Here is a 25,566-nt window from a genome sequence, read left to right as displayed (position 1 = left end):
CCCTCACCACATCAGCAGAGAACCTTCATGGAAAAACGGCCCCCCACGACACCAGCGGCGAGCGGACCGCTCAAGGGCGTTCGCGTGCTCGACCTGACCTCGGTCGTGCTCGGACCCGTTGCCACGCAGATCCTGGGCGACTATGGCGCCGACGTCATCAAGGTCGAGCCGATCGAAGGCGATCTGATGCGCGCCAACGGTGTGTCGCGTCACACCGGCATGAGTTCGATCTTCCTGGCCATCAATCGCAACAAGCGCTCCCTGGCGGTCGACCTCAAGAGCGCCGAAGGCCGGCAGATCCTGCTCGAACTCGCGGCGGACGCCGATGTCTTCGTGCACAACATGCGCGTTCCCGCCATCGAACGCCTGGGCCTGGGCTACGACGCGCTGCGGGCGGTACGCCCCGACATCGTCTACTGCGCGGCCACCGGCTTCGGCCAGGACGGCCCGGACCATGCCAAGCCTGCGTTCGACGACATCATTCAGGCCGCCAGCGGTGTCGCGGGGCTGATGTGGCAGTCCACGGGAACGGCTGACTACGTGCCCACGCTGATGGCCGACAAGACCACCGGCATCGTGGTCGTCAATGCGGTGCTTGCGGCGCTGTTCCATCGCGAGCGCACCGGAAACGGCCAGTACGTCGAAGTGCCCATGCTCGAGACGATGGTCGAGTTCACCATGGTGGAGCACATGGGCGGGCTCGCCTTCGATCCGCCGACCGCACCCGCGGGCTATGGGCGCGTGGTGAGCGGCGGGCGCAAGCCGGCACCGACGTCGGACGGCTACATCGCCATGCTGCCGTACAGCCCGCAGCAGTGGCTCGCGCTGTTCCGCCGCGTGGGACGGGAAGACCTGGCGGGTGCCTACGACCTGTCGGACCGGCACAAGCTCAACGCGAGCGTCCGCGAGCTCTATCGCGAGCTCCACAGCCTGACACCGACGCGCAGCACCGCCGCGTGGGTCGCGATCTGCGAAGAGCTCGACATTCCCGCCACGCAGATCTGGCGCATCGACGACCTGCCCGAGCACCCGCACCTGAAAGCGGTCGGCATGTTCCAGCCGATGGACCATCCCTCGGAAGGCGCCCTGCAGACCACGCGGCCGGCCACGCTGTTCGGCGCGACGCCGGCGCAGATCCGCAGCGGTGCGCCGCTGCTCGGGCAGCACTCGAACGAGATCCTCGGGGAGCTGGGCTATGCCGGCGACCGGATCGACCGGCTGCTCAGCGCCGGCGTGGTCAAGGATGCCGCATCGCGTCGTTAGACTTCGGGCCCATGAGGACCGCCGCCAAATCGCCGAACACCACGCTCCCTCGCCGAACGCAGATGGAGCGCCGCGCAGCGGCTGAGGCACGCCTGCTGGAAGCGGCCCGCGAGATCGTGTCGCGCAAGGGATGGGTCGGGATGACGCTCGCCGAAGTGGGCGAGGCGGCCGGCTACAGCCGGGGCCTGGCGGCGCACCATTTCGGAAGCAAGCCTGCGCTGCTGCGTGCGCTGGCTGCCTACATCAACCAGAATTTCATGCACGAGCTCGAGCGCAGCCCTCCGGCCGACGAGGGCATGGCATCGTTGCTTTCCTTCGTGGACGTGTACCTGGGGCGCGCCGATGGCGGATGGACCAACACCCGCGCCTTGCTGGTGCTGATGGCCGAGGCCACCACCGACGATTCCGAAACCGGCGAAAGCCTGGGGCGCTACAACCAGAGCGTGATCGACTTTCTGGCGTTGCACTTCCGGGCCGCCATCGCTGCAGGCGAAATGCGAAAGGGCGTCGATCCCGCCACGGCTGCCGTCATCGTGCTGGGGGCGCTGCGTGGCGTGATGCTGCAGGCGCTGCTGAAAGAATCGACGGTCGACTTGCGCGCGGTGCAAAAAGAGCTGTCGACGATGATTGTTCAAAGCTTCGCGCAAGACCCCGACGCATGGCAGGGGCCCCGCAGCCGCAATTCGCGGCCGAGGTGAGGGGCCGCGCCGGCTGAATCGAGCCGAACGCCGGGTTGCGGGCCGGGCCGATGGTCTTGCGCCCAGGCAGGTGTCAGCCCGTCAGCCCCTTGTTCGGATTCAGCAGGAATTTCTCCCCGGTAGCCTGCTTCCCATACACCCCGATCGCATCGAGCTGCAGCGCCTCGACCAGCGACACCTCCCGCGTGTAGTGGCTGGCAAACGTCGTCTTCAACTCCGCCACCACGCGCGAACGCAGCCGCTGCGTGCCTTCATCGCCCAGCTTCTGCAGGAACGGGAACAGCAGCCAGCCGCCCATGCCCCAGGCCATGCCGAAGTTGCGCACGAACTCGGTCGGGCTGCGGTCCAGGCCGCCGTAGATGTAGACCTGCTTGTGCGTGGTCGAGCCGTAGCGGCTGTATTCCTTGGCCGTGCGGTTTAGTGCCGCTTCCATGCAACCGAGGATCTGGCCGGCCAGCTTGCCGCCGCCCGTGGCGTCGAAGGCCAGCGTGGCGCCGGTGGCGACCAGCGCGTCGGTCAGCTGTTCGAGGAAGTCCGGCGAGCTGGCGTTGCAGACGTACTTCGCGCCGATGCCGCGCAGCAGCGCTTCCTGCTCGGGCTTGCGCACGATGTTGACGAGGTCGATGCCGTCCTTCTGGCAGATCTTGTTGAGCATCTGGCCCAGGTTGGACGCGGCCGCCGTGTGCACCAGCGCCTTGTGGCCTTCGCGCTTCATGGTCTCGACCATGCCCAGCGAGGTCAGCGGGTTCACGAAGCACGACGCGCCCTCGGCCGGCGTGGTGCCCGCCGGCAGCTCGAGGCACATCGCCACGGGCACTGCGCGGTACTGCGAGTACATCGCGCCGCCGATGGCCGCCACGGTCTTGCCCAGCAGCGCCTGCGCAGCCGGCGACGAACCGGCCTTGACCACCACGCCCGCGCCTTCGTTGCCCACCGGCATCGACTGGTCGAGCCGCGCCGCCATCGAGGCGCGCGCGCGTTCGGGCACCGTGGCGGTGACGACGGGGCGATCGGCCGTGCCGGAGGCCACGGCGGTGCTCATGTCGGCGGCGCCGAAGAGCAGGCCCAGGTCCGACGGGTTCATCGGCGAGGCCTCGACGCGGATCACCACCTCGTGGGCCTGCGGTTCGGGCATCGGGTCGTCGTGCAGGGAGAGTTCGAGTTCGCCGTTGGAACGGACGAGGGAGCGCAGTTGGAGTGCCATGGGAAAGCCCCTGTGAAAGGTCGTTCGGAGATGGCCATCGGCCACGGGGCGGCCAGTATAGGAGCGGGTGCGCGCGCCTGCTGGCGCCTTCAAGACACCATGGGGATCACCGGGGCATGGGCCAGCGCATGGCGCATCCGCAGCGGATCGAGCCGCTCGATGTAGCGCGGAATGTTGCGCCACAGCGTGTGGTACCCATAGCCGCCGCGCAGCATCTCCTGGCGCGCGCTGTCCTTGTCCCAGTCCTGCACGGCCATGCGGTAGACGGCCGCCACCACGCCCGTGCGGTCGGCGCCGTGCATGCAGTGGATGAGCACCGGCCCCTGCTTTTCGGCCTCGCGCATCGCGACCAGCGCGCGCAGCACCTTGGCGTCGTCGATGGCCCAGGTGTTGATCGGCACGCGCACCAGCCGGATGCCGCTGCCCGCAAACACCTTCCGGTCGTCGTTGAAGGAGCGCAGGCTCACGACGGTGCGGATGCCCAGCGACTGCAGCGCCGCCACGTTCGCGCGCCGCGGCTGCGCGCTGCGGTACAGCGTGGGCGTGATGCGGTGCAGGTTCTCGACCTGCAGGGCATCGAGCGGATCGGCCCAGTGGTCGGGGCGCAGGTCGGCGGTGTCTTGCTTCATCGTGCGCGGCGCGGCCAGTGGCGGCGTACCAGGATCAGCAGCGCCACCGCGAGCCCGCCCCAGTAGTCGACCGGCGCGCCCCACAGCCAGTGCTTGTGCCAGAAGGCCTTCACGGGGTTGAAGTTCTCGAAGCCGAAGGCCGGGTTGATGAGAAACCACAGAAAGTCTTCGCAGACCCAGAACACGATCAGCCCCGCGAGCGCCAACCCCCAGTCGCGCAAGGTCCAGCGTCCCTGGAAGGCCAGCGGCGAGAAGAACACCAGCATCATGAAGGTGAACACCCAGGCGTGGTACCCCGTCATCGCGCGCCCGCCCCAGAACAGGTCGAGCCAGATGTTGTTCTCGATGCGCCAGGTGGGCAGCGAGGTCGCCCAGCCGGCACCGCCTTCGATCTGGATCTCGGCGTTGGCGAAGAAGAACGCCATCGTCACGACCCACGCGAGGTAGACCAGCGTGCGGCCGATGCCGGGCCGCGGCTCCACGGCTGCGCCGCTCATGCGCCGAGGCCCAGCACGCGCTGCAGCACCGCGCGCGCGGCCTGCGGCTTGCCCAGCGCGCGGCTGCGCGCGGCCATGGCTGCGAGCTTGGCGGGGTCGGCCATGAGGCGCGCCACCTTGTAGTCCAGGCCGATGGCGTCGTAGGCCAGCCAGGCCGCGCTTTCTTCCATGAGGAAGCCGGCGTTGTGCTCTTCCTGCCCCGGAATCGGCGAGATCAGCAGCATCGGCTTGCCCAGCGCCAGGCACTCCGACACCGTGAGGCCGCCAGGCTTGGTCACGACCAGGTCGGCCGCGGCCATCATCTTGTGCATCTCGTTCGTGAAGCCGACGGCCACCACGCGGCCTGGATGGCGCTGCGACAGCGCCTCCAGCCGTGCGTGGGCTTCGGCGTTGCGGCCGGCCACCGCGATGACCTGGAAGGGCGTGTCGCCGCCCAGCGCCAGCACGCGCTCGACCATGCTCGGCAGGTCGCCCACGCCGGCACCGCCCGACGCCATCAGCAGCACCGGGCGCGCAGGGTCCAGGCCCAGCGCACTCGCGCAGGCGGCGTGCGCGAGCTCGGGCGCATCGGGCTCGGAAAAGGCCGGCATCACCGGAATGCCCGTGACATGCACGCGCTCGGGCGGAATGCCGCGCGCGCGCAGCCGGAAGGCGACTTCTTCCGTCGCCGCGAGGTAGCCCGTCATGCCCGGCACCAGCCACATGTTGTGCAGGTCGTAGTCGGTGATCTGCAGCCACACGGGGCACTCGATGCGGCCCCGGTTGCGTTCGCGCATCAGCAGCTCGGCCGGCAGGAAGTGGGTGCAGATCACGGCGTCGGGCTTGGCGCGGCGGATCTCGCGCACCAGCGCCCCGGTGCTCAGGCGCTCGATGCCGCGGCGCAGCCGCTGCGAGGGCGCGTGGTGCGGCGTGACGTCGGTGCGCTGGTGCAGGTACGACCACAGCTCGGGCGCGCGGTTCACCAGCTGCAGGTACCAGTCGGTGTACACCTTGCGAAAGCCCGCCGGCACATGGGCCATGGCGTCGACATGCACCGCGGTGTGCGGCGCAAACGACTGGGCGAGGGTGGCTTCAAGCGCCTGGGCGGCGCGCACATGGCCGTTGCCGGCGCTCACACTGAGGATCAGGAGGTGGGTCATGCAGTAGGGGTGCCGGCGGCGTGCCGATTGGCGCGCATTATCGCCACGCATTGCGACACATCGGCCCCGGGCATGGCGCGGCGCCCGCCATCGGCGAAAATGTCACGGGACGCCCCGTCCCGCGGGCTGTGCACCGCCACCCCGCCAGCCGCAACCATTGCTCCCATGACCGACACCGCTCCCACCCCGATCCGCCTCAACAAACGCATGGCCGAACTCGGCCTGTGCTCGCGCCGCGAGGCGGACGACTGGATCGCGCAGGGCTGGGTGCGGGTCAACGGCAAGCCCGCCGAGATGGGCGTGAAGGTCACGCCCAGCGACCGCATCGAGGTCGACAAGGCCGCCAAGGGGCAGCAGGCGAACCAGGTCACGATCCTCATCAACAAGCCCATCGGCTACGTGAGCGGGCAGGCCGAAGATGGCCACGAGCCGGCGGTCACGCTGTTCACGCCGCAGAACCGCTGGTCGGAAGACAACGCGCGCTTCTTCTTCGGCCCGCAGCAGCTGCGCGGCCTGGCGCCGTGCGGGCGGCTGGACATCGACTCCACCGGCCTGCTCGTGATGACGCAGGACGGCCGCATCGCGCGCCAGCTCATCGGCGAAGACTCGACGATGGACAAGGAATACCTCGTGCGCGTGGCCTACCACGGCCTGGACCAGCCCGCGCCCACCGGCCAGTTGGTGCGCCTGGACGACGACGACCCGGTCACCACCAACGTGCAGGCGGTGTTTCCGCCCGCCATGCTGGCCCGGCTGCGGCACGGCCTGAGCCTGGACGGCCAGGCGCTCAAGCCGGCGCGCGTGGAGTGGCAGAACCCCGAGCAGCTGCGCTTCGTGCTCACCGAAGGCAAGAAGCGCCAGATCCGCCGCATGTGCGAGTTGGTCGGCCTCAAGGTGGTGGGCCTGAAGCGCGTGCGCATCGGCAAGGTGATGCTGGGCAACCTGCCGGTGGGCCAGTGGCGCTACTTGGCGCCGCACGAGAAATTCTGACGACCTGCCCATGGCCGTGGTGCTGAGCCGGCGTGCGCTGAACCGGGCCACGCTGGCCCGGCAGATGCTGCTGGCGCGGCGCAAGGCGAGCGTCGTGCAGGCCATCGAGAAGCTGGCCGGGCTGCAGGCGCAGGCGCCCAACCCGCCCTACATCGGCCTGTGGAGCCGGCTCGAAGGCTTTCACCGCGCGCAGCTGACCGACGCGCTGAAGAACCGCCGCATCGTGCGCATGTCGACGCTGCGCGCCACCCTGCACCTGATGACCGCCCCGGACGCGTGGGCCTGGCGGCCGCTGCTCGAGCCCGTGCACCAGCGCGGCCTGTCGGGCCTGCATGCGCGGGCCCTCGAAGGCGTCGACCGCGCGGCTGTGGTGAAGGCGGGCCGCGCGCTGCTCGACGATGGGCCGCTCACCGGCACCGCCCTCGGCCAGGCTTTGGCCGCGCGCTGGAAAGACCACGCGCCGGCCTCGCTCGCCGCGCTCATCCGCAACAACGTGCCGCTGGTCCACCTGCCGCCCGCGGGCAGCTGGAATTCGCACCAGAACGCGCTGCTGCAGCCGCTCGGTGACTGGCTGGGCGATGCCACCGGCGAGATCGCCGCCGCCACGCAGGACGACCTGCTGCTGCGCTACCTCGCCGCCTTCGGCCCCGCGACGCTGGCCGATGCCGGCGCGTGGTCGGGCCTCACGGGCTGGAAGGCCGTGGCCGAACGGCTGAGGCCGCAGCTGCGCGTGTTCACCGGCGACGAGGGCCAGGAGCTTTTCGATCTGCCGCGCGCGCCGCGCCCCGACCCCGACACGCCCGCGCCGCCGCGCCTGGTCGCTGAGTGGGACAACCTGCTGCTCTCGCACGCCGACCGCCGCCGCGTGCTCGACGAGGCGCACCGCGCCCGCGTGTTCACCATCAACGGCATCGTGCGCGGCACGGTGCTGCTCGACGGCTTCGTGGCGGGCACCTGGAAGATCGAGCGCGCGACGCGCACGGCCACCGTGGTGCTGGAGCCCTTCACGCGCTGGTCCGCGGCCGACCGGCGCGGCGTGGAGGAAGAGGCGCTGCGCCTGCTGGCCTTCGCCGCGGACGCAGAGAACGAGCAGCACGCCGTCCGCGTCCTGCGGCCCTAAGCCCCGCCTAAGTCTTCGCGCCTACGCTGCGCCGAGGCGCAGGGCCCCTGACGATCATCCCGGTCGCGTGCTACCTTGCGCGCAAAGGAGTCGCCGCGATGCGCGTGCTGCTGGTGGAAGACGACGAAATGATCGGGCGCAGCCTGAAGCAGGCGCTCGAGGGCGCGGGCTGGTCGGCCGACTGGGTGCGCGACGGCGAGCTGGCGCACAGCGCGCTCGGCGACGGCGGCTACACCTGCGTGCTGCTCGACCTGGGCCTGCCCCGCCAGGACGGCACCGAGGTGCTGCGCCGCGCGCGCGAACGCGGCGACGCCACGCCCGTGCTGGTGCTCACCGCGCGCGACGGCCTGGACGACCGCATCCACAGCCTGGACCTGGGCGCCGACGACTACCTGCTCAAGCCCTTCGAGTTCCGCGAGCTGCTCGCGCGCATGCGCGCCGTGGTGCGCCGCCGCGACGGCGCCGCGCATTCGCTGATCGGCACCGCCGCGCTGCAGCTGGACCTCACGACGCGCGAGGTGGCGGTCAACGGCGTGCGCGAGGCGCTCACGGCGCGCGAGTTCGCGTTGCTGCACGCGCTGCTGGAGCGGCCCGGCGCCATCCTCTCGCGCGAGCAGCTCGAGAACCGCATCTACGGCTGGGGCGACGAAGTGACCAGCAACGCCATCGACGTGCTGATCCACGGCATGCGCCGCAAGCTCGGCGCCGACGCCATTCGCAACGTGCGCGGGCTGGGCTGGCGAGTGGCGGCATGACCGGTGCCGCCCGCCGCTGGTGGCGCCCGCGTTCGCTGCGCACCCAGCTGCTGCTGTGGCTGGTCACGCTGCATGTGGTGGCGGCGGTGCTCACGGCGTGGTTCTCTTTCCTGGCCTACGGCAACCTCGTGCACAACGCGCTGGACGACCAGATGCGGCTGGTGGCCGAGTCCTACGCGGGCAACGACCCGCCCAAGACCCCGCGCGCGATGGACGGCGAAGCGGCCTTCTCGCGCGGCGCCTTCGTGGTGCAGATCTGGAGCGCCGACGGCGCCACCTTGCGCGCGAGTTCGTGGCCCGCGCTGTCGGTGCCGCTGCAGCCCGGCAGCGGCTTCAGCGACGTGCACGCCGAAGGGCCCGCGCATTCGCGCTGGCGCGTGTTCACGGCCGAGCCCGCGCCGCATGCCGACGCGCCGCGCGTGCAGGTGCTGCAGAACGAGGACTACCGCCATCGCCGCGCACTGCGCCGTGCCTTGCTCGAAGGCCTGCCGATCGCGCTGCTGCTGCCGGCGGCGCTGCTGGTGCTGTGGCTCATCGTGTCGGCCGCCTCGCGCTCGCTGCGCGGCGTGGCGCGCGACGTGGCCTCGCAGGACGAGCGCCGCCCCACCGAGCTGTCGCTGGCGCGCGTACCCGACGAGATCGCGCCGCTGGTGGGCGCCTTCAACCACCTGCTGTCGCGCGTGCGCAGCGCCTTCGCCACGCAGCGGCGCTTCGTGCAGGACGCGGCGCACGAGCTGCGCACGCCGATGGCCGCCATCGGCCTGCAGATCGAGAACCTGCGCGCGCACGTGCCGGCCGGCGAAGCCACCGAGCGCTTCAACCAGCTCGAGGCCGGCGTGACGCGCGCGCAGCACCTGATCGAGCAGCTGTTGCAGCTGTCGCGGCAGGACGCGCCGCCCTCGGATGCGCCGGGCGAGCGGGTCGACATCGAGGCGCTGCTGCGCGAGAGCCTGGGCCAGCGCATGGTGCTGGCCGATGCGCGGCGCATCGACGTGGGTTTCGAAGGCCTGACCGGTGCGGTGGTGACTGCGCCTGCGTCCGAACTGCGCAGCGTGTTCGACAACCTGATCGACAACGCGCTGCGCTACGCGCCCGAAGGCGGCGTGGTCGATGTGCGGCTGCACCGTGTCGACGGGCAGGCGGTGGTCGATGTGCTGGACAACGGACCGGGCATTCCGCCGACCGAACTGGAGCGCGTGTTCGACCGCTTCTTTCGCGTGCCCGGCGCGGCGGCGGGCGGCAGCGGGCTGGGCCTGGCGATCGCGCGCACGGCGGCCGAGCGGCATGGCCTGCGCATCGAGTTGCGCAACCGCGACGACGGACCGGGGCTGAGGGCGCGGGTGCTGCTGCCGACGTAGTCATCGCGCGGTGCTCACTCCGGGCTCATTCTTCGCTCACGCTGGCCTCAGTCAGGCTGCCTAGAGTGGCTGCAGGTCCTGCTGCGCGCGGTCCGCGCGACGGCACCGGACCGGAGACAACCTGCCCTCAGGAGAACACACCATGCGCACTTCGTTCCAACTTCTTGCCGTTGCTTCCTTCGCCGCGTTCGCGGCGCTGGGCACGGTCAATGCCTCCGCCGAAACCACCGACGGTTCGGACTTCCATCCGCTGCAGTTGAATTCGCCGGAGAACCCGGAAGTGCAGGCCGGCGCGATGGCGGCGGCACGTCCGAGCGGCACGGAGCCCATTGGCCAGTCGACGTCGGCGCCGGCGATCAACGGGATGACGCCGGTGTCCGACATCCAGGCCGGCGCCTATGCGGCGTCGCACCCGACGGGCACCGAGCCCATCGGGCAATCGACTTCACTGCCGATGGTGAAGTCGGGCAGCGGAAGCTGAGCTAGCCTCCGCTGCGGAAAGCTCAGTCGTCGTTGCTGCTGAGCAGTGCGCGGTAGATCACCGCGCCGATGATCGCGCCCACGATCGGGGCGACCCAGAACAGCCACAGCTCCGACACCGCGTACGACGGGCCGAACAGGGCCGGGCCGGTGCTGCGCGCCGGGTTCACCGAGGTGTTGGTCACGGGGATCGACACCAGGTGGATCAGCGTCAGGCACAGGCCGATGGCCATGCCCGCGAAGCCGGCTGCCGCGCGCTTGGCGGTGGCACCCAGGATCACGATCAGGAACACGGCGGTCATCACCACTTCGCTGATGAGGGCGGCCGTCATGCCGTACTTGCCGGGCGAGTGCTCGCCGTAGCCGTTGGTGGCAAAGCCGCCGATGTCCGCGCCTGGCTTACCGGTGGCGATCAGGTACAGCACGCCGGCCGCCGCGATGGCGCCCAGCACCTGCGACACGATGTAGCCCGGCAGCTGCCCGGCCTTGAAGCGGCCTGCGGCTGCGAGGCCGATCGACACGGCCGGATTGAAGTGGCCGCCCGAGATCGGACCGAGCGCATAGGCGCCGGTGACCACCGTCAGGCCGAAGGCCAGCGAGACGCCGAGCAGGCCGATGCCGACGCCCGGAAAGGCCGCCGCCAGAACTGCGCTTCCGCAGCCTCCGAGCGTGAGCCAGAAAGTACCAATGAATTCTGCAGACCACTTTTTGTAGGTACTGTGTTCCATAACGCTCCATCCTGAAGTTGAGAAAGCACGCACGGCGGGAGCCGAACGCGGGCCGCATTCTAGGAACGGGAAATGGAGGCGTCGAGCAAACCGGCGCGCTTAGCGGCAACTGTTCACGAATGCTGTGGATTTGTGCCCTGCAGCATTTGCAAATGGTCGGGCGAGGGCGGGGCCGCGTCACATCGTCGTCATGCCATCGTCACGACGACCTTGCCGAACGCGCCGCGTTCCAGGTGGTCGAGCGCGGCAGGCAGTGCGTCGAAGCCGTAGCGCGCCGCGATCACCGGCTTGAGCGCATTCGCATCGACCGCGCGCACCAGCTCTTCGAGCGCACGGCGATGGCCGACGCCGATGCCCTGCACCGTCACACGGCCGAGCACCATCGCGTAGAACGACGCGCTCAGCGTGTCGCCGCCGAGCATGCCGATGATCGACACGCGCCCGCCCTGCTTCACGGCCTGCAGCGAGCGGTCGAGGTCGGGGCCGCTCGACAGTTCGAGCACGTGATCGGCACCGCGCCCGTGCGTGAGCCGGCGCACTTCGGCGGGCCAGTCGCTGTCGCGCGCGAGCACGTGCGTGGCGCCGAGCGCGCGCGCCGCGGCCTGCTTGTCGGCGCTGCCCGTCACCACGATGGCCTGTGCGCCATGCAGCCTCGCGAGCTGCAGGCCGAACAGCGCGACACCGCCGGTGCCGTGGACCAGCACCGTCTCGCCCGCGCGCAGGGCGCCGGTTTCCACCAGCGCGAACCACGCCGTGAGGCCGGCGCAGGGCAGCGTGCTCGCTTCTTCGAGGCTCAGCGTGGCGGGCGCGGCCACGGCCCAGTTCGCGTCGATGCACACGTGCGAGGCCAGCATGCCCGGCCCGGGGCCGCCGAGCAGCGTGGTGTCGGCGTGCCAGTGGCTGTCGGTCCAGCCGCCCCAGAAGGTGTTGATCACGCGGTCGCCCACGGCAAAGCGGCGCACGCCGGGGCCCACGGCCACCACGGTGCCCGCCATGTCCGAGCCGGGCGTGAAGGGCAGGTCGAGCGCCATGCCCATGCCGTCGCGCACCATGAGCAGGTCGCGGTAGTTGAGCGCCACCGCGCCCACGCGCACGAGGATCTGGCCCGGGCCCGGCGAGGGCATCGGCGCTTCGGCCTGTGCGAGGTGGGCGCGGCCCAGTCGGGGAAGCTGCCAGCGGCGCAGCACGTCGGGTTCTTGCATCGGAAAAGGCTCCATCGGAAAAGATCGGCCTCGATGCTATTGACGATGAAAGCGATCCGGTGGTGGATAATTTTCCGAAGAATGGTGCTTGAAAGTATCCAATGAGCCAACGCCTGCAAGGCATCGAGGAGTTCGTCGCGGCGGTGGAGGCGGGCAGCTTCGCGCTCGCCGCGCAGCGCCTGCACGTCACCCGTTCGGCCGTCGCCAAGAGCATTGCGCGGCTCGAAGCGCGGCTGGACACGCGCCTCTTCTTGCGCACCACGCGCAGCCAGAGCCTCACCGAGGAAGGGCACGGCTACTACGAGCGCTGCCGCCGCGCGCTGGCCGAGCTGGAGGCGGCCGAGGCGCTCACCGACGCCGCGCGCCACACGGCCGCCGGCCTCGTGCGCCTGAGCATGCCGGCGATGCTGGGGCGGCTCAAGGTCGGGCCGCTGCTGCTGGCCTTGGCGCGCCAGCATCCGCAGCTGTCGCTGGAGCTGGCCTTCAACGACCGGCGCGTCGATCTCGTGGAAGAGGGGCTCGACCTGGCCATCCGCAGCGGCGAGCTCGACGACAGCGCGGGCCTCGTGGCGCGGCCGGTCGGCGTGCAGTGGATGCTGCTGTGCGCCGCGCCCGCCTACTTGGCCGAGCGTGGCCATCCGCGCGACATCGCGGCACTGGTCGCGCCGCACGAGGCCGTGTACTACGCCCGCGACGGGCAGGTGTCGCCCTGGCGCTTTCGCGAGGGCGATGCGATGGTGGAGGCCGCGCTGCCCTCGCGGCTGCGCTGCGACAGCGCCGAGGTGCTGCTGGAGGCCGCCATCGGCGGCATGGGCCTGGCGCGGTTGCCGGCCTGGCTGGCGGCCGACGCGCTCGCGGCCGGCACGCTGGTGCGCGTGTTCGACGAGCCCGAGCCTTTCGGTTTTCCGCTGCACGTGATCCGCACGCCGAGCCGCTACCTGCCGCTGAAGACGCGCGTGGTGATCGACTGGCTGGTGGAACATCTGCCGCCGCTGCTGGCGGCGCGCTGACCTCAGGCACCCAAGCCGGCGCTATCCTGCGCTGTCATACAACGTCGAACAACGAGGAGACTGCCCATGCCTTCATCCGCCCCCCGGCACACCGTGAGTGCCCTTGCCACCGCCTGCCTGGGCACGGCGCTCCTGCTCGGGGCGTCGCAGGCCGCCGCGCAGGGCACCGTCAACGCGCTGTGCAGCACCGACGCGGGCTGGTGCGAAGCGGCCGCCACGGCCTTCACGCGCGAGACCGGCATCAAGGTGCAGCAGGCCCACAAGGGCACCGGCGAAATCGGTGCGCAGCTGCGCGCCGAAGCCGCCAACCCCAAGACCGACCTCTGGTGGGGCGGCACCGGCGACCCCTTCCTGCAGGCCGCCGAGCAGGGCCTGCTCGAGCCCTACCGCCCGGCCTACATCAACGACCTGCACGACTGGTCGGTGCGCCAGTACGCCATGTCGCAGAACATGGTGGGCGGCTTCTACACGAGCGCCATGGGCTTCGGTTTCAACACCGACCTGCTGAAGAAAAAGAAGCTCGCCGAGCCCAAGTGCTGGGCCGACCTCATCAAGCCCGAGTACAAGGGCGAGATCGAAATTTCGCACCCCGCCACCAGCGGCACGGCCTACACCGTCATCGCGGGCCTGGTGCAGCAGATGGGCGAGGAGCCCGCGTTCGACTACCTGAAGAAGCTGCACAGGAACGTCACCAGCTACACGCGCAGCGGCCAGGCCCAGGCGCCCAATGTGGCCAAGGGCGAGGTGGCGATCGGCGTGAGCTTCATCTTCGGTTTCGAGCGCTGGCGGCACGACAAATTTCCGGTGAAGACCGCCGCGCCCTGCGAAGGCACGGGCTTCGAGATCGGCGGCATCGCGCTCGTGAAGGGCGCGCGCAACAAGGAGAACGCCAAGCGCTACTACGACTGGCTCATGAGCCCCGCGGGCCAGTCCATCGGCGCCAAGGCCGGCAGCCTGCAGTCGCCGGCCAACAAGACCTTCAAGCCCGATCCGCGCATTCCCTCGATGGAGAGCGTGAAGCTCATCAAGTACGACTTCGAGAAGTACGGCAAGGCGGCCGAGCGCAAGCGGCTCATCGACCGCTGGACGCGCGAGGTGGAATCCCAACCGCGCTGAAAGCGCGGCGCTGAACCGACAGCCGTGTGACAAAGTTCGCGCGGCCTTGCGCTCGTTGTTTTTTGGCGCGACAACCCCAGTTCATAAAGTTGGCAAGGCCGCCGCCCGCCACGGGCGGCTCGCCTTAGAATTTTTTGGCTTCGATCCCTTTCTTTCCCATGGCTGATTCCTCCAATACCAAACTCCCGTTCCAGGCTGAAGTCGCGCAACTGCTGCACCTCGTCACGCATGCGCTGTACTCCAACAAGGAAATCTTCCTGCGCGAGCTGATCTCGAACGCGTCCGACGCGTGCGACAAGCTGCGCTTCGAGGCGCTCGACCACCCCGCGCTGTACGAAGACCAGCCCGACCTGGACGTGCGCCTGACGTTCGACAAGGCCGCGCGCACCCTCACCATCACCGACAAGGGCATCGGCCTGTCGCGCCAGGAAGCCATCGACAACCTGGGCACCATCGCCAAGAGTGGTACCAAAGACTTCATGAGCCGCCTGAGTGGCGACCAGAAGGCCGACGCGCAACTCATCGGCCAGTTCGGCGTGGGCTTCTATTCGGGCTTCATCGTGGCCGACAAGATCACGGTCGAGTCGCGCCGCGCGGGCCTGCCCGCCGACCAGGGCGTGCGCTGGGTGAGCGGCGGCGCCGGCGACTTCGAGGTGGCCGACATCACGCGCGCCGCGCGCGGCACCAGCATCACGCTGCACCTGCGCGACGACGCCGACGAATACCTCAACGCCTGGAAGCTCAAGCAGATCGTCGGCAAGTACTCCGACCACATCTCCCTGCCCATCCTGATGGAAAAGGAAGAGTGGAAAGACGGCGAGAACGACCAGCCCGGCGACATGGTGAAAACGGGCGAGTGGGAAACGGTGAACAAGGCCAACGCCCTGTGGAGCCGCCCCAAGAAGGACATCACCGCCGAGCAGTACGAAGAGTTCTACAAGAGCATCAGCCACGACTTCGAGGCGCCGCTGGCCTGGAGCCACAACCGCGTCGAAGGCAGCACCGAGTACACGCAGCTGCTGTACATCCCGTCCAAGGCCCCGTTCGACCTGTGGAACCGCGACAAGAGCGCGGGCGTCAAGCTGTACGTCAAGCGCGTCTTCATCATGGACGACGCCGAGGCGCTGCTGCCCAACTACCTGCGCTTCGTGAAGGGCGTGATCGACTCGGCCGACCTGCCGCTGAACGTGAGCCGCGAGCTGCTGCAGGAAAGCCGCGACGTGAAGGCCATCCGCGAAGGCAGCACCAAGCGCGTGCTGTCGATGCTCGAAGACCTGGCCAGGAAGCAGAAGACCGCGCCCGAGAGCGGCGAAGGCAAGGTCGACGTGGGCTCGGGCGAATCGGTGCCCGCCCCCGAGCCGACCGAAGGCGTGACCGATGTGGTCGACAAGAACACCACCCCGGCCGCCGAAGCCGCCGCCGAGTACGCCGACGAATCGGGCAAGTTCGCCAAGTTCTACGCCGAGTTCGGCGCAGTGCTCAAGGAAGGCCTGGGCGAGGACATGGGCAACCGCGACCGCATCGCCAAGCTGCTGCGTTTTGCCTCCACCACGAGCGACGTCGCGAGCGTGAGCTTCGCCGACTACAAGGCGCGCATGAAGGAAGGCCAGGACGCCATCTACTACATCACGGCCGACAACCTCGCCGCCGCCAAGAACAGCCCGCAGCTCGAAGTCTTCAAGAAGAAGGGCATCGAGGTGCTGCTCATGACCGACCGTGTCGACGAGTGGGCGCTGAACTACCTCAACGAGTTCGACGGCACGCCGCTGCAGAGCGTGGCCAAGGGCGCGGTCGACCTGGGCAAGCTGCAGGACGAAGCCGAGAAGAAGGCCGCCGAGGAAGCCGCCGAGTCGTTCAAGCCGCTGCTCGAGAAGCTGAAAGAGGCGCTCAAGGACAAGGCCGAAGACGTGCGCGTGACCACGCGCCTGGTCGACTCGCCCGCCTGCCTCGTGGTGGAAGACGGCGGCATGAGCACGCAGCTCGCGCGGATGCTCAAGCAGGCCGGCCAGCCCGCGCCCGACCTCAAGCCCGTGCTCGAAGTCAACGCCGAACACCCGCTGGTGAAGAAGCTCGAAGGCTCCGCGCATTTCGACGACCTCGCGAACATCCTGTTCGACCAGGCCCTGCTGGCCGAAGGCGGCCTGCCGGCCGACCCGGCTGCCTACGTGAGGCGCGTCAACGCGCTGCTGGTGTGAACGCCCGGCCGCGCATCGTTCGTCGCGCAGCGGTTGCCACCTCGGCGCTGCTGCTGTTGCTTCTGGTGGGCGGCTGTTCGCACTATCACATCGGCATTCCGCTGGTGCCCGGGCTCTCGCTCGGGCTCGGTGCCACGAAGGACGGCAATTTCTCCGTCGGCCTGAACACCGGCTGGGGCCCGCTCGGCGCGGGCGTGGCGCTGCACGACAACGGCGCCGTCACCGGCTCGGCCAGCGTCGGTGTGGGCGTGGGTGTCGGCCCGATCGGCACCGGCGTAGGTGTCGGCAAGAGCGTGGTGCTGCACAACCCGTACGAGACGGCGGCGCCAGCGCCCGGGCAGGCGACGCCGGCCGTGGTGGTGCCTGCCGGCACACCGGCCGCCACGCCCGTCACCGTCACCAAGGCCGGCGTCACGCGGCCCATGGCTTCGTCGCCGTCGCCGCAGCCATCGCCACCGATCGCCGCCGCACCCGTGCCGGCGGCCCGCGTGTCCTACCGCGCCCCCGCTGCCAAAACAGCGGTCGTGGCCGGTGAAGCAGGCACGCCCGGCAACCCCATCGCGCCCTGATGGTCGCGCCCCTCCCACCCCTGACCGCGCCGCGGCCCGGCGCGAGGCTGCCCTTTCCATGAGTCTCAGTACCGAAGCCGTCCTCGCGCTCGCGCCGGACGACGCCTCCGCGAAGGCCGCCAAAGGCCTGCTCGCGCCCGCCAAGTGGCCCACGCTCGGGCATTCCGACGACGCTGTCTGGGGCGAATGCCAGGGCAGCGGCAGCAAGCCGTACCAGACGCAGGTCGACCTGTCGGGCCCGGTGTTCCGCTGCTCCTGCCCGAGCCGCAAGTTCCCTTGCAAGCACGGCCTGGCGCTCTTGCTGCTGCGCGCGCAAAGCGAAGCCAGCTTCACCGCCGGCGCGCCGCCGCCGTGGGTGGCCGACTGGCTCGCCTCGCGCCGCGAGAAGGCCGAGAAGAAAGAAGCGCGCGCCGCCGAACCGGCCGCCGCCCCTGATCCCGCCGCAGCCGCCAAGCGCGACGCGCAGCGCTGGAAGCGCATCGAGGCCGGCGTGCAGGAGCTCGCGCGCTGGCTCGACGACCAGACCCAGCGCGGCCTGGCCGCGCTCGGCAGCGAGCAGGCCGAAGGCTGGGCCGCCATGGCCGCGCGCATGGTCGATGCGCAGGCGCCGGGGCTCGGCCAGCGCATCACGCAGGCGGCCGAACTGATCGGCGCCGGCGAAGGCTGGCCCGCGCGGCTGCTCGACCGGCTGGGCCGGCTGCAACTGATCGTCGATGCGGTGCCGCGCCGCGACAGCCTCTCGCCCGCCACGCGCGCCGACCTGCGCGCCGCGCTCGGCTGGCCGCAGGACCGCGAGGCGCTGCTGGCCGACGGCGAACGCGTGAACGACCACTGGCTCGTGCTGGGCCAGTGCCTGGACGAGCGCGACACCAAGCTGGTCGAGCGCCATGTGTGGCTGCAAGGCCGCGCGAGCGGACGCCGCGCGCTGCTGCTCGACTACTCGCACGGCGGACGGGGCTTCGAGACCGGCTGGGTCAGCGGCAGCGAACGCGCGGCCGTGCTGTGTTTCTATCCCGGCCACGCCTCGCAGCGCGCGGTGGTGGCCGAGTTGCCGGCCGAGGCCGCATCGACCGCCGCGCCGGTCGCCGCCTCCGACGAAGCCGGCGAATGGCAGCGCATGGCACAACAGATCGCGGCCAACCCGTGGCAGCCGCTGCTGCCCCTGGTGTGGGCCGATGCCGTGCCCGCGCGGCATGGCGACCAGTGGTGGCTGCGCCTGGGCGCCGCGTCGCAGGCCCTGCCGATGCAGCTGGCCGCGGCGGAAGCCTGGCAGTTGCTGGCGCATTCGGGCGGCGCGCCGCTGCGCGTCTTCGGCGAATGGGACGGCGAACACTTCGCGCCGCTCACCGCGTGGGCGGCTGAGGGTGGAACACCCGTCTGGACCTTGAGCGGAGCGCGCGCATGAGCCACTGGAACACCTTGCTGCAGACCGCGCTTGTCGGCACTGCACGCCAACCCGTGCCGGCCGCCGACGGCATGGCCGGCGATTTCGGCGCGCTGCTTCAAGCACTGCAACAACCCACCGACACCGCGCAGGGCCTGCTGCTGCGCGTCGCGGGCGCCGTGGCCGTGGGCCGCCGCGCGGGCTTCGTTGCACCGGGCTTGCCGGCCGACGACGCACCGCCCGCCGCCAACGACACCTGCCCCGCGCTCGGCGACCCCGCCTTGCTCGCCGTGATCGCCGATGCACTCGCCAGCGGCCCGCAGCGCCTGCAGCACGAGGTGCTGGCCGTGCTCGCCACCGCCGGTTGGCGCCTGCCGCCCAGCCTGCTGCCCGCCGCGCTCGATGCCGGCCGCCGCGACACCGCACTGCGGCCCGCCGTGGTGCTCGCCCTCGGCGAACGCGGGCGCTGGCTGGCCGCGCGCAACGACGACTGGCGCTACGCCGTCGGCGCCAGCGCGCAGGCCGACACGCAGACCCGCTGGGACGAAGGCAGCATCGACCAGCGCCGTGCCGTGCTGGCCGAGCAACGCCGCGACGACCCGGCCGGCGCGCGCGAACGCCTCGCTGCCGAGCTGCCACAACTGCCCGCCAAGGAGCGCGCCGTGCTGATCGGCGCACTGGCCGAGAACCTCGGCCCCGACGACGAAGCGCTGCTCGAAGCCCAGCTGAAAGACCGCGCGCGCGACGTGCGCCAGACCGTGGTCGAGCTGCTGCAGCGCCTGCCGGCCAGCGCGCACGTGCGGCGCGTCGAAGCCTTCCTCGCGCCGCTGCTGTCGTCGCAAGGCGCGACCTGGCAACTCAACGCCCCCGAGGCCGCCGACCCGCGCTGGAAGGACGACGCCATCGACGCCGCGCGCCCCACGCACGACAGCCTCGGCGAGCGCGCGTGGTGGCTCTACCAGCTGGTGCGCCAGATGCCGCTCGCGTGGTGGACCGCGCGCACCGGCCTGACGCCCGCTGCATTGCTCGATTGGGCTGCCAAGGGCGACTGGCACGACGCGCTGCTGCGCGGCTGGAACGAGGCCGTGCTGGCCGCGCCGGATTTCGACTGGTGCGACGCGCTGCTCGACCGCCCGCGGGCCCACCGCGGCGGCGTGGGCCCGCTGCTGGCGCTGTTGCCGCGCGAGCGCCGCGAGCGCCACTGGGCGACGCAGCTCGGCGATGCCGGGCAGGGCGTGCAGGACGTCGTCGCGTTTGCCGACCAGGCCTGCGCACCCGGCGACACGCCGTCGGCCGCGCTGTCGCTGCGCATCGCGCAGGCGCTGCGCATGCGCGTCGAGCGCGGCGACCTCGTCAACGACTACGTGCTGCGCCAGGTGCTCGGCACCGCCGCCGCGCTGCTGCACCTGGATGCACTGCCGCTGCTGGCCGACCTGCCGCGCGCGGCCGAGGAAAGCCCCGGCCTCGCCAACGCACTGGCCGACACCGCGCGCATCGTGCGTGCGCGCCGGCTGGTCGCCACGCTTCCTTCTTCTTCTTCCTCTTCTTCCTCACTTTCAACCTCTTCCCAAGGCCGTCCATGAGCAATGTCCTGCGCCAGCATGCCGAACAGCAATTCGCCGAAGAACTCGAAGCGCTCCAGAAGGTCGACGACCGCCAGCGCCCGGCCAACTGGAAGCTCTCGCCCTGGGCCGTGCTCACCTACCTGATGGGCGGCAAGCTGGCCAACGGCTTCGAAGTCAGCCCCAAGTACATCGGCAATTCGCGCCTGATGGAAATCGCCGTGTCCACGCTTGCCACCGACCGCGCGCTGCTGCTGTACGGCGTGCCGGGCACCGCCAAGTCGTGGGTGTCGGAGCACCTGGCCGCCGCCGTGAGCGGTGACTCGACCATGCTGATTCAGGGCACCGCCGGCACCAGCGAAGAACAGCTGCGCTACGGCTGGAACTACGCCGAGCTGCTGGCCCACGGCCCTTCGGAAAAGGCGCTGGTGCCGAGCCCGCTGGTGCACGCCATGCGCCTGGGCAAGATCGCGCGCGTCGAAGAACTCACGCGCATCCCGGCCGACGTGCAGGACTCGCTGATCACCGTGCTGTCGGAAAAGACGCTGCCCGTGCCCGAGCTCGGCACCGAGGTGCAGGCCACGCGCGGCTTTTCGGTGATTGCCACCGCCAACAACCGCGACAAGGGCGTGAACGAACTGTCGAGCGCGCTCAAGCGCCGCTTCAACACCGTGGTGCTGCCGGTGCCGTCGAGCGAAGCCGAAGAAGTGCAGATCGTCGTCAAGCGCGTCGGCGAGCTGGGCCGCGCGCTCGCGCTGCCGGCCGAGCCGCCCGCGCTGCAGGAAGTGCGCCGCGTGGTGCAGATCTTCCGCGAGCTGCGCAACGGCCAGACCGAAGATGGCAAGACGCGCATCAAGTCGCCCACCTCCACGCTCTCGACCGCCGAGGCCATCTCGGTCATCAACAGCGGCATGGCGCTGGCCGGCCATTTCGGCGACGGCGTGCTGCGCTCGGCCGACGTGGCCTCGGGCCTGATCGGCGCGGTCATCAAGGACCCGGTGCAGGACCAGGTGGTGTGGAAGGAATACCTGGAGACCGTGGTGAAGGAACGGGCCGACTGGAAGGACCTCTACCGCGCCTGCCGCGAACAACTCTGACGCGAGCCAGCGCATGAGCACGAGCGCGGCGCCTTCGCCGCTGCACTACTTCGGCATCCGCCACCACGGCCCCGGCTGTGCGCGCAGCCTGTTGCGCGCCTTCGAGTCGCTGCAGCCCGACTGCATCCTCGTTGAGGGCCCGCCCGAGGCCGAGCCGCTGCTGTCCTTCCTCGCGCATGCCGACCTGCAACCGCCGGTGGCGGTGCTGATCCACGCGAGCGAGGACACGGGCCTGGCCGCGTTCTATCCCTTCGCCACCTTCTCGCCCGAATGGCAGGCGCTGCAGTGGGGCGCCGCGCGCGGCGTGCCCACGCGCTTCATCGACCTGCCGCAGGCGCACCGCATGGCGATCGAGCAGGCTGCGCGCGCGGCCGATGAGGCCAAGGCCGCAGAGCCTGAAGAAACACCGCTCGGCGATGACGAGACCGACACGGTGCCCGTCGCCGAAACCGTCGAAGCCCCCGAGGAAGAACAGGCGGCGAACACGCTGCCCGACGACCCCTTCGACTGGCTCGCCCATGTCGCCGGCTATGCCGACGGCGAGAGCTGGTGGAACCACATGGTCGAGGAGCGCGGCGACGGCGAAGACCTGTTCGGCGCCATCGCCGAGGCCATGACCGCCGTGCGCGCCGAAACGCCCGAAGACCGGCGCGGCGTGCGCGCGATGGAACGCGAGCAGCGGCGCGAAGCCTTCATGCGGCAATCGATCCGCGAAGCCGTCAAGGCCGGCCACCAGCGCATCGCCGTCGTGTGTGGTGCGTGGCACGTGCCCGCGCTGCAGGGCGCGGCCACCGCCAAGGCCGATGCCGCGCTGCTCAAGGGCCTGCCCAAGCTCAAGGTGCTCGCGACCTGGGTGCCGTGGACGTATCGGCACCTCACGAGCGCCAGCGGCTATGGCGCCGGCATCGATTCGCCGGGCTGGTACGAGCACTTGTGGCAGCAGGGGCACGAGGTGGCGGGGCGCAGCACCGGCTGGCTCGCGCGCGTCGCGCGCCTGCTGCGCGAGCACGACCTCGACTGCTCCTCCGCCCACCTCATCGAGGCCACGCGCCTGGCCGACACGCTGGCCGCATTGCGCGAGCGCCCCGCGCCCGGCCTGCCCGAGCTCGACGAGGCCGTGCGCAGCGTGATCTGCATGGGCGAGCAGGCGCCGCTCACGCTCATCCGCGAACGCCTCACGGTCGGCGACCGCATGGGCCAGGTGCCGGCCGACGTGCCCACCGTGCCGCTGCAGCGCGACCTCGAACAGGCGCAGAAGAGCCTGCGCCTCAAGCCCGAAGCCACCGCGAAGACGCTCGACCTCGACCTGCGCCAGCCCAACGACCTGGCACGCAGCCACCTGCTGCACCGCCTGCGCCTGCTCGATCTGCCGTGGGGCGAGGTCACTGCCGGCCAGCGCGCGAGCCGCGGCACCTTCCACGAGGTGTGGCAGCTGCAGTGGCAGCCCGAGTTCGCGCTGCGCGTCATCGAGGCCAGCCGCTTCGGTGCCACCGTGGCGCATGCCGCGAGCGCGCGCGTGATGGAAGGGCTCGCGGCCGAGACCTCGCTCACCGCACTGGCCGAGCAGGTCGACACCGTGCTGCTGGCCGACCTGCCCGTGGCCGTGCAGGCCGTGACCCGCGCGCTCGAAGACCGCGCCGCGCTCACCGGCGACGCCGTGCAGCTCATCGGCGCCGTGCCGCCGCTGGCCAACGTGTTCCGCTACGGCAGCGTGCGCCAGACCGACAGCGCGCTGCTCTCGCACGTGCTCGACAGCCTCATCGTGCGCGGCGCCATCGGCCTGCCGATCGCCTGCGGCGCGCTCGACGCCGAAGCCGCCGAGTCGCTGCGCACCCGCCTCATCGGCGCGCACGACGCCGTGCGCCTGCGCGACGGCGAAGAAACGACCACCGCCTGGCGCAACGCCCTGCGCGCCATCGCCTTCGGCGAAACCGGCGCGCCGCTGCTGCGCGGCGTGAGCTGCCGCCTGCTGCTCGACGATGCGCAGATCGACAGCGACGGCGCTTCGCAGCAACTGGCACGCAACCTCTCGGCCGGCGCACCGCCCACCGATGCGGCGGCCTGGCTCGAAGGCTTTCTCAACCGCAACGCGATGGTGCTGCTGCACGACGATGCCGTGTGGTCGCTGGTCGACGGCTGGCTCGCGGGGCTCGGCGAGGAGCACTTCGTGCAGGTGCTGCCGCTGGTGCGGCGCAGCTTCGCGGACTTCTCGGGCGCCGACCGGCGCGCGCTCGGCGAACGCGCCAAGCGCGGCACCGTCGGCGGCACCTTGCCGTCCGCCGTCGCCGCCATCGACTGGGACGAATCACGCGCGGTGCTCGCGCTGCCGCTGCTGCGGGAACTGCTGGGAGTGAAGGCATGAGCGCGAATCCAACACCCATCGACGAAGAAGAAACCCTGCCGCCCACCGACCGCCTGCAACGCTGGCGCCTCGTGCTCGGCAGCGAAGCCAACGCCAGCTGCGGCGCCATCGAAGGCCGCGTGCGCGAGATCGACCAGGCGCTGGCCGCGCTCTACGAAGCCGACGGCCGGCGCGGCCTCGGTCAGGGCGGGCAGCGCGGCGGCCGGGGCGATTCGGCGCCCAGCGTGGCGCGCTGGCTCGGCGACATCCGCAAGTACTTTCCGAGCCAGGTGGTGCAGGTGATGCAGCGCGACGCGATGGAGCGCCTGAACCTGCGCCAGATGCTGCTGCAGCCCGAGATGCTCGAGAACGCGCAGCCCGACGTGCACCTGGTGGCCAACCTCGTGGCGCTGGCGAGCGTGATCCCGGCCGGCACCAAGGACACGGCGCGCGCCGTGGTGCGCAAGGTGGTCGACGAGCTCATGAAGAAGCTCGAGGAGCCGATGCGCAGCGCCGTGAGCGGCGCGCTCAACCGCAGCCAGCGCAACCGCCGCCCGCGCCATTCGGAGATCGACTGGCACCGCACCATCCGCGCCAACCTGCGCCACTGGCAGCCCGAATACCGCACGGTGGTGCCGCAGACGCTGGTGGGCTACGGGCGCAAGGCGCGCCAGCCGCAGCGCGAAGTGATCCTGTGCATCGACCAGAGCGGCTCCATGGCCGCGTCGGTGGTCTATTCGAGCATCTTCGGCGCGGTGATGGCGAGCCTGCCGGCGGTGTCGACCAAGCTGGTGGTGTTCGACACCGCCGTGGTCGACATGACCGAGCAGCTGCAGGACCCGGTCGACCTGCTGTTCGGCGTGCAGCTGGGCGGTGGCACCGACATCAACGGCGCCGTGGGCTACTGCCAGACGCTGGTGCGCGAGCCGCGCAACACCATCCTGATCCTCATCTCCGACCTGTACGAAGGCGGCGTGGAAGACGGCCTGCTGCGCCGCGCCCACCAGCTGGTGGAGGCCGGCGTGCAGTTCATCGCGCTGCTGGCGCTCAGCGACGAGGGCGCGCCCTCGTACGACCGCGACCTGGCCGCCAAGCTCGCGGCGCTGGGCGTGCCCTCGTTCGCCTGCACGCCCGATGCGTTCCCGGGCCTCATGGCCGCGGCCATCAAGCGCGAGGACGTGTCGACCTGGGCCGCGGGGCAGGGCCTGAAGACCAGCCGGGCCGCGCCGTGACGCAGCGCCGCCTACCAGACCTGACACGCCGGCGGCTGGCCGCGCTGCTGGGTCTGGTGGCCGGCACGGCATGGGCGCAGCCCTCCGACGACACCGCGCGGCCGATCCGCTGGATCGTGCCGTTCCCGACGGGCGCGATCGCCGACGTCGTCGCGCGCGCCATCGGTGCCCAGCTCGCCATCGACACGGGCCAGCCGGTGCAGATCGAGAACCGCCCCGGCGGCAACACCGCGCTCGCCGCCCTCGAGGCCGCGCGCGCGCCGGCCGACGGCCACACCGTGCTGTCGGCCGACAACGGCATGTGGGTGTTCAACCCGGCGCTGTACCGCAGCCTGAGCTACAGCCCGTCGCGCGATTTCACGCCCGTCACGCAGCTGGTGCGGCTGCCGATGGTGCTGCTGGTCGGCCCGGCCAGCGGCGTGCGCGATGCGCGTGCCTTCATCGAGGACGCGCGCGCCTTCCCGGGCCGCTTCAGTTTTGCGTCGGCCGGCAACGGCAGCGCGCAGCACCTCGCGATGGCGTTGCTGGCGCGCGAGGCCGGGCTGGAGATGGTGCATGTGCCGTACCGCAGCGCCGGGCCGGCGCTGGTCGAGGTGGCGGGCGGGCAGTTGCCGTTCGCGATGGGCGAGCTCGCCACGGCGCGCCGCTTCATCCAGGGCGGCCGGCTGCGCGTGCTCGCGGTGGCGAACCCCGCGCGCCTGGCCCAACTGCCGGGCGTGCCGACCTTCGCGGAGCTGGGTTTGCCGAAGGTCGAGGCCGCGATCTTCCACGGCCTCGTGGCGCCGGCGGGCACGCCGCCCGAGGTGGTGGCGCGGCTGCAGCGTGCGGTGGCCAGCGCGCTGCACAACCCGGTGGTGCAGCGCCGCCTCGCCGAGGCCGGCGTCGAGCCGGTGGGCGGCACGCCGGCCGAGTTCGAAACGCTGCTGGCGCGCGAGTCGGCGCGCTGGCATCCGCTGATCCGCGCGCTCAAGCTCTCGCTCGACTGAGCGCGCGACAG

The 25,566-nt window shown here is 70.8% G+C and carries 23 protein-coding genes; 17 read left to right on the top strand and 6 right to left on the bottom strand.

The window, feature by feature from the left end:
• Positions 1 to 27: 27 nt before the first annotated feature.
• Entirely contained in the window at positions 28 to 1,263 is a 1,236-nt protein-coding gene (locus AC07OX_RS11560; protein ID WP_495261479.1) for a CaiB/BaiF CoA transferase family protein, read from the top strand.
• Between the two features lie 11 nt (positions 1,264 to 1,274).
• Entirely contained in the window at positions 1,275 to 1,961 is a 687-nt protein-coding gene (locus AC07OX_RS11555; RefSeq protein WP_070063030.1) for a TetR/AcrR family transcriptional regulator, read from the top strand.
• A gap of 73 nt (positions 1,962 to 2,034) precedes the next feature.
• On the opposite strand, the gene AC07OX_RS11550 is transcribed toward AC07OX_RS11555, so the two are convergent.
• The 4 genes from AC07OX_RS11550 to AC07OX_RS11535 all read right to left on the bottom strand — a co-directional run bounded on the left by AC07OX_RS11550 (position 2,035) and on the right by AC07OX_RS11535 (position 5,430).
• Positions 2,035 to 3,165: a zinc-binding dehydrogenase gene (locus tag AC07OX_RS11550; RefSeq protein ID WP_495261480.1), complete on the bottom strand. Its 1,131-nt coding sequence runs from the start codon at positions 3,163 to 3,165 to the stop codon at positions 2,035 to 2,037.
• Between the two features lie 89 nt (positions 3,166 to 3,254).
• Positions 3,255 to 3,794, bottom strand: coding sequence for a dual specificity protein phosphatase family protein (locus AC07OX_RS11545; RefSeq protein ID WP_070063032.1), 540 nt, complete (start codon positions 3,792 to 3,794; stop codon positions 3,255 to 3,257).
• Entirely contained in the window at positions 3,791 to 4,291 is a 501-nt protein-coding gene (locus AC07OX_RS11540) for a hypothetical protein (RefSeq protein WP_062480692.1), read from the bottom strand. Before AC07OX_RS11540 ends, AC07OX_RS11545 begins: the two co-directional genes overlap by 4 nt.
• Positions 4,288 to 5,430 carry an MGDG synthase family glycosyltransferase gene (locus AC07OX_RS11535; RefSeq protein ID WP_495261481.1) on the bottom strand — a complete coding sequence of 381 codons (1,143 nt, stop codon included), beginning with the start codon at positions 5,428 to 5,430 and terminating at the stop codon, positions 4,288 to 4,290. Before AC07OX_RS11535 ends, AC07OX_RS11540 begins: the two co-directional genes overlap by 4 nt.
• 165 nt (positions 5,431 to 5,595) lie before the next feature.
• Between AC07OX_RS11535 and AC07OX_RS11530 the strand changes: the two genes are divergently transcribed.
• The 5 genes from AC07OX_RS11530 (at position 5,596) to AC07OX_RS11510 (ending at position 10,134) form a co-directional block, all read left to right on the top strand.
• Entirely contained in the window at positions 5,596 to 6,420 is an 825-nt protein-coding gene (locus tag AC07OX_RS11530) for a pseudouridine synthase (RefSeq protein WP_495261482.1), read from the top strand.
• A 10-nt stretch (positions 6,421 to 6,430) separates the two neighbouring features.
• The gene (locus AC07OX_RS11525; RefSeq protein WP_495261483.1) at positions 6,431 to 7,540 is read left to right on the top strand and encodes a winged helix DNA-binding domain-containing protein; all 1,110 of its coding nucleotides are present in this window, start codon (positions 6,431 to 6,433) and stop codon (positions 7,538 to 7,540) included.
• A gap of 98 nt (positions 7,541 to 7,638) precedes the next feature.
• Positions 7,639 to 8,295 carry a response regulator gene (locus AC07OX_RS11520; protein WP_062480678.1) on the top strand — a complete coding sequence of 219 codons (657 nt, stop codon included), beginning with the start codon at positions 7,639 to 7,641 and terminating at the stop codon, positions 8,293 to 8,295.
• On the top strand, positions 8,292 to 9,653 hold the full coding sequence (locus AC07OX_RS11515; protein ID WP_495261484.1) for a sensor histidine kinase: 1,362 nt from the start codon (positions 8,292 to 8,294) through the stop codon (positions 9,651 to 9,653). Before AC07OX_RS11520 ends, AC07OX_RS11515 begins: the two co-directional genes overlap by 4 nt.
• 142 nt (positions 9,654 to 9,795) lie before the next feature.
• A complete protein-coding gene (locus AC07OX_RS11510) occupies positions 9,796 to 10,134 on the top strand; it encodes a hypothetical protein (RefSeq protein ID WP_487847462.1) in 339 nt (112 codons plus the stop codon).
• Between the two features lie 22 nt (positions 10,135 to 10,156).
• Here the strand turns inward: AC07OX_RS11510 and aqpZ are convergent, their stop codons facing one another.
• Both aqpZ and AC07OX_RS11500 read right to left on the bottom strand, forming a co-directional pair.
• On the bottom strand, positions 10,157 to 10,861 hold the full coding sequence (gene aqpZ / locus AC07OX_RS11505; RefSeq protein ID WP_095747097.1) for an aquaporin Z: 705 nt from the start codon (positions 10,859 to 10,861) through the stop codon (positions 10,157 to 10,159).
• Positions 10,862 to 11,049: 188 nt separating this feature from the next.
• Entirely contained in the window at positions 11,050 to 12,063 is a 1,014-nt protein-coding gene (locus AC07OX_RS11500; protein WP_062480670.1) for a zinc-dependent alcohol dehydrogenase family protein, read from the bottom strand.
• Positions 12,064 to 12,164: 101 nt separating this feature from the next.
• Between AC07OX_RS11500 and AC07OX_RS11495 the strand changes: the two genes are divergently transcribed.
• The 10 genes from AC07OX_RS11495 (at position 12,165) to AC07OX_RS11450 (ending at position 25,555) form a co-directional block, all read left to right on the top strand.
• Positions 12,165 to 13,073, top strand: coding sequence for a LysR substrate-binding domain-containing protein (locus AC07OX_RS11495; RefSeq protein ID WP_495261485.1), 909 nt, complete (start codon positions 12,165 to 12,167; stop codon positions 13,071 to 13,073).
• Positions 13,074 to 13,139: 66 nt separating this feature from the next.
• The gene (locus AC07OX_RS11490) at positions 13,140 to 14,189 is read left to right on the top strand and encodes an ABC transporter substrate-binding protein (RefSeq protein WP_495261486.1); all 1,050 of its coding nucleotides are present in this window, start codon (positions 13,140 to 13,142) and stop codon (positions 14,187 to 14,189) included.
• Positions 14,190 to 14,347: 158 nt separating this feature from the next.
• Positions 14,348 to 16,384, top strand: a complete 2,037-nt coding sequence (gene htpG, locus AC07OX_RS11485; RefSeq protein WP_492686946.1) for a molecular chaperone HtpG — start codon at positions 14,348 to 14,350, stop codon at positions 16,382 to 16,384.
• A complete protein-coding gene (locus AC07OX_RS11480; protein ID WP_495261487.1) occupies positions 16,381 to 16,953 on the top strand; it encodes a hypothetical protein in 573 nt (190 codons plus the stop codon). Before htpG ends, AC07OX_RS11480 begins: the two co-directional genes overlap by 4 nt.
• Positions 16,954 to 17,011: 58 nt before the next feature.
• Entirely contained in the window at positions 17,012 to 18,358 is a 1,347-nt protein-coding gene (locus AC07OX_RS11475) for an SWIM zinc finger family protein (protein WP_495261488.1), read from the top strand.
• On the top strand, positions 18,355 to 19,920 hold the full coding sequence (locus AC07OX_RS11470) for a DUF5691 domain-containing protein (protein WP_495261489.1): 1,566 nt from the start codon (positions 18,355 to 18,357) through the stop codon (positions 19,918 to 19,920). The genes AC07OX_RS11475 and AC07OX_RS11470 overlap by 4 nt, the downstream gene beginning before the upstream one ends.
• Complete coding sequence (locus AC07OX_RS11465) at positions 19,917 to 20,996, top strand: AAA family ATPase (protein ID WP_062482644.1); 1,080 nt, start codon at positions 19,917 to 19,919, stop codon at positions 20,994 to 20,996. The genes AC07OX_RS11470 and AC07OX_RS11465 overlap by 4 nt, the downstream gene beginning before the upstream one ends.
• 13 nt (positions 20,997 to 21,009) lie before the next feature.
• A complete protein-coding gene (locus tag AC07OX_RS11460; protein WP_495261490.1) occupies positions 21,010 to 23,358 on the top strand; it encodes a DUF5682 family protein in 2,349 nt (782 codons plus the stop codon).
• Entirely contained in the window at positions 23,355 to 24,569 is a 1,215-nt protein-coding gene (locus AC07OX_RS11455) for a VWA domain-containing protein (RefSeq protein ID WP_062482648.1), read from the top strand. Before AC07OX_RS11460 ends, AC07OX_RS11455 begins: the two co-directional genes overlap by 4 nt.
• Positions 24,566 to 25,555 (top strand): Bug family tripartite tricarboxylate transporter substrate binding protein, encoded by a 990-nt coding sequence (locus tag AC07OX_RS11450; protein WP_495261491.1) that lies wholly within the window; start codon positions 24,566 to 24,568, stop codon positions 25,553 to 25,555. The genes AC07OX_RS11455 and AC07OX_RS11450 overlap by 4 nt, the downstream gene beginning before the upstream one ends.
• The last annotated feature ends 11 nt before the right edge of the window (positions 25,556 to 25,566 follow it).

The organism is Variovorax sp. GW821-FHT09D07 (genome assembly GCF_059416345.1).
The sequence above is the reverse complement of the archived record's forward strand: the minus strand, read 5'-3'. Positions and strand labels throughout refer to the sequence as shown.

Coding starts and splice junctions, on each gene's coding strand:
- AC07OX_RS11475 (WP_495261488.1), top strand. CDS start 17,012: ATGAGTCTCAGTACCGAAGCCGTCCTCGCGCTCGCGCCGGACGACGCC.
- AC07OX_RS11465 (WP_062482644.1), top strand. CDS start 19,917: ATGAGCAATGTCCTGCGCCAGCATGCCGAACAGCAATTCGCCGAAGAA.
- htpG (WP_492686946.1), top strand. CDS start 14,348: ATGGCTGATTCCTCCAATACCAAACTCCCGTTCCAGGCTGAAGTCGCG.
- AC07OX_RS11540 (WP_062480692.1), bottom strand. CDS start 4,291: ATGAGCGGCGCAGCCGTGGAGCCGCGGCCCGGCATCGGCCGCACGCTG.
- AC07OX_RS11490 (WP_495261486.1), top strand. CDS start 13,140: ATGCCTTCATCCGCCCCCCGGCACACCGTGAGTGCCCTTGCCACCGCC.
- AC07OX_RS11545 (WP_070063032.1), bottom strand. CDS start 3,794: ATGAAGCAAGACACCGCCGACCTGCGCCCCGACCACTGGGCCGATCCG.
- AC07OX_RS11535 (WP_495261481.1), bottom strand. CDS start 5,430: ATGACCCACCTCCTGATCCTCAGTGTGAGCGCCGGCAACGGCCATGTG.
- AC07OX_RS11510 (WP_487847462.1), top strand. CDS start 9,796: ATGCGCACTTCGTTCCAACTTCTTGCCGTTGCTTCCTTCGCCGCGTTC.
- AC07OX_RS11555 (WP_070063030.1), top strand. CDS start 1,275: ATGAGGACCGCCGCCAAATCGCCGAACACCACGCTCCCTCGCCGAACG.
- AC07OX_RS11520 (WP_062480678.1), top strand. CDS start 7,639: ATGCGCGTGCTGCTGGTGGAAGACGACGAAATGATCGGGCGCAGCCTG.
- AC07OX_RS11515 (WP_495261484.1), top strand. CDS start 8,292: ATGACCGGTGCCGCCCGCCGCTGGTGGCGCCCGCGTTCGCTGCGCACC.
- AC07OX_RS11495 (WP_495261485.1), top strand. CDS start 12,165: ATGAGCCAACGCCTGCAAGGCATCGAGGAGTTCGTCGCGGCGGTGGAG.
- aqpZ (WP_095747097.1), bottom strand. CDS start 10,861: ATGGAACACAGTACCTACAAAAAGTGGTCTGCAGAATTCATTGGTACT.
- AC07OX_RS11550 (WP_495261480.1), bottom strand. CDS start 3,165: ATGGCACTCCAACTGCGCTCCCTCGTCCGTTCCAACGGCGAACTCGAA.
- AC07OX_RS11460 (WP_495261490.1), top strand. CDS start 21,010: ATGAGCACGAGCGCGGCGCCTTCGCCGCTGCACTACTTCGGCATCCGC.
- AC07OX_RS11455 (WP_062482648.1), top strand. CDS start 23,355: ATGAGCGCGAATCCAACACCCATCGACGAAGAAGAAACCCTGCCGCCC.
- AC07OX_RS11560 (WP_495261479.1), top strand. CDS start 28: ATGGAAAAACGGCCCCCCACGACACCAGCGGCGAGCGGACCGCTCAAG.
- AC07OX_RS11525 (WP_495261483.1), top strand. CDS start 6,431: ATGGCCGTGGTGCTGAGCCGGCGTGCGCTGAACCGGGCCACGCTGGCC.
- AC07OX_RS11530 (WP_495261482.1), top strand. CDS start 5,596: ATGACCGACACCGCTCCCACCCCGATCCGCCTCAACAAACGCATGGCC.
- AC07OX_RS11470 (WP_495261489.1), top strand. CDS start 18,355: ATGAGCCACTGGAACACCTTGCTGCAGACCGCGCTTGTCGGCACTGCA.
- AC07OX_RS11500 (WP_062480670.1), bottom strand. CDS start 12,063: ATGCAAGAACCCGACGTGCTGCGCCGCTGGCAGCTTCCCCGACTGGGC.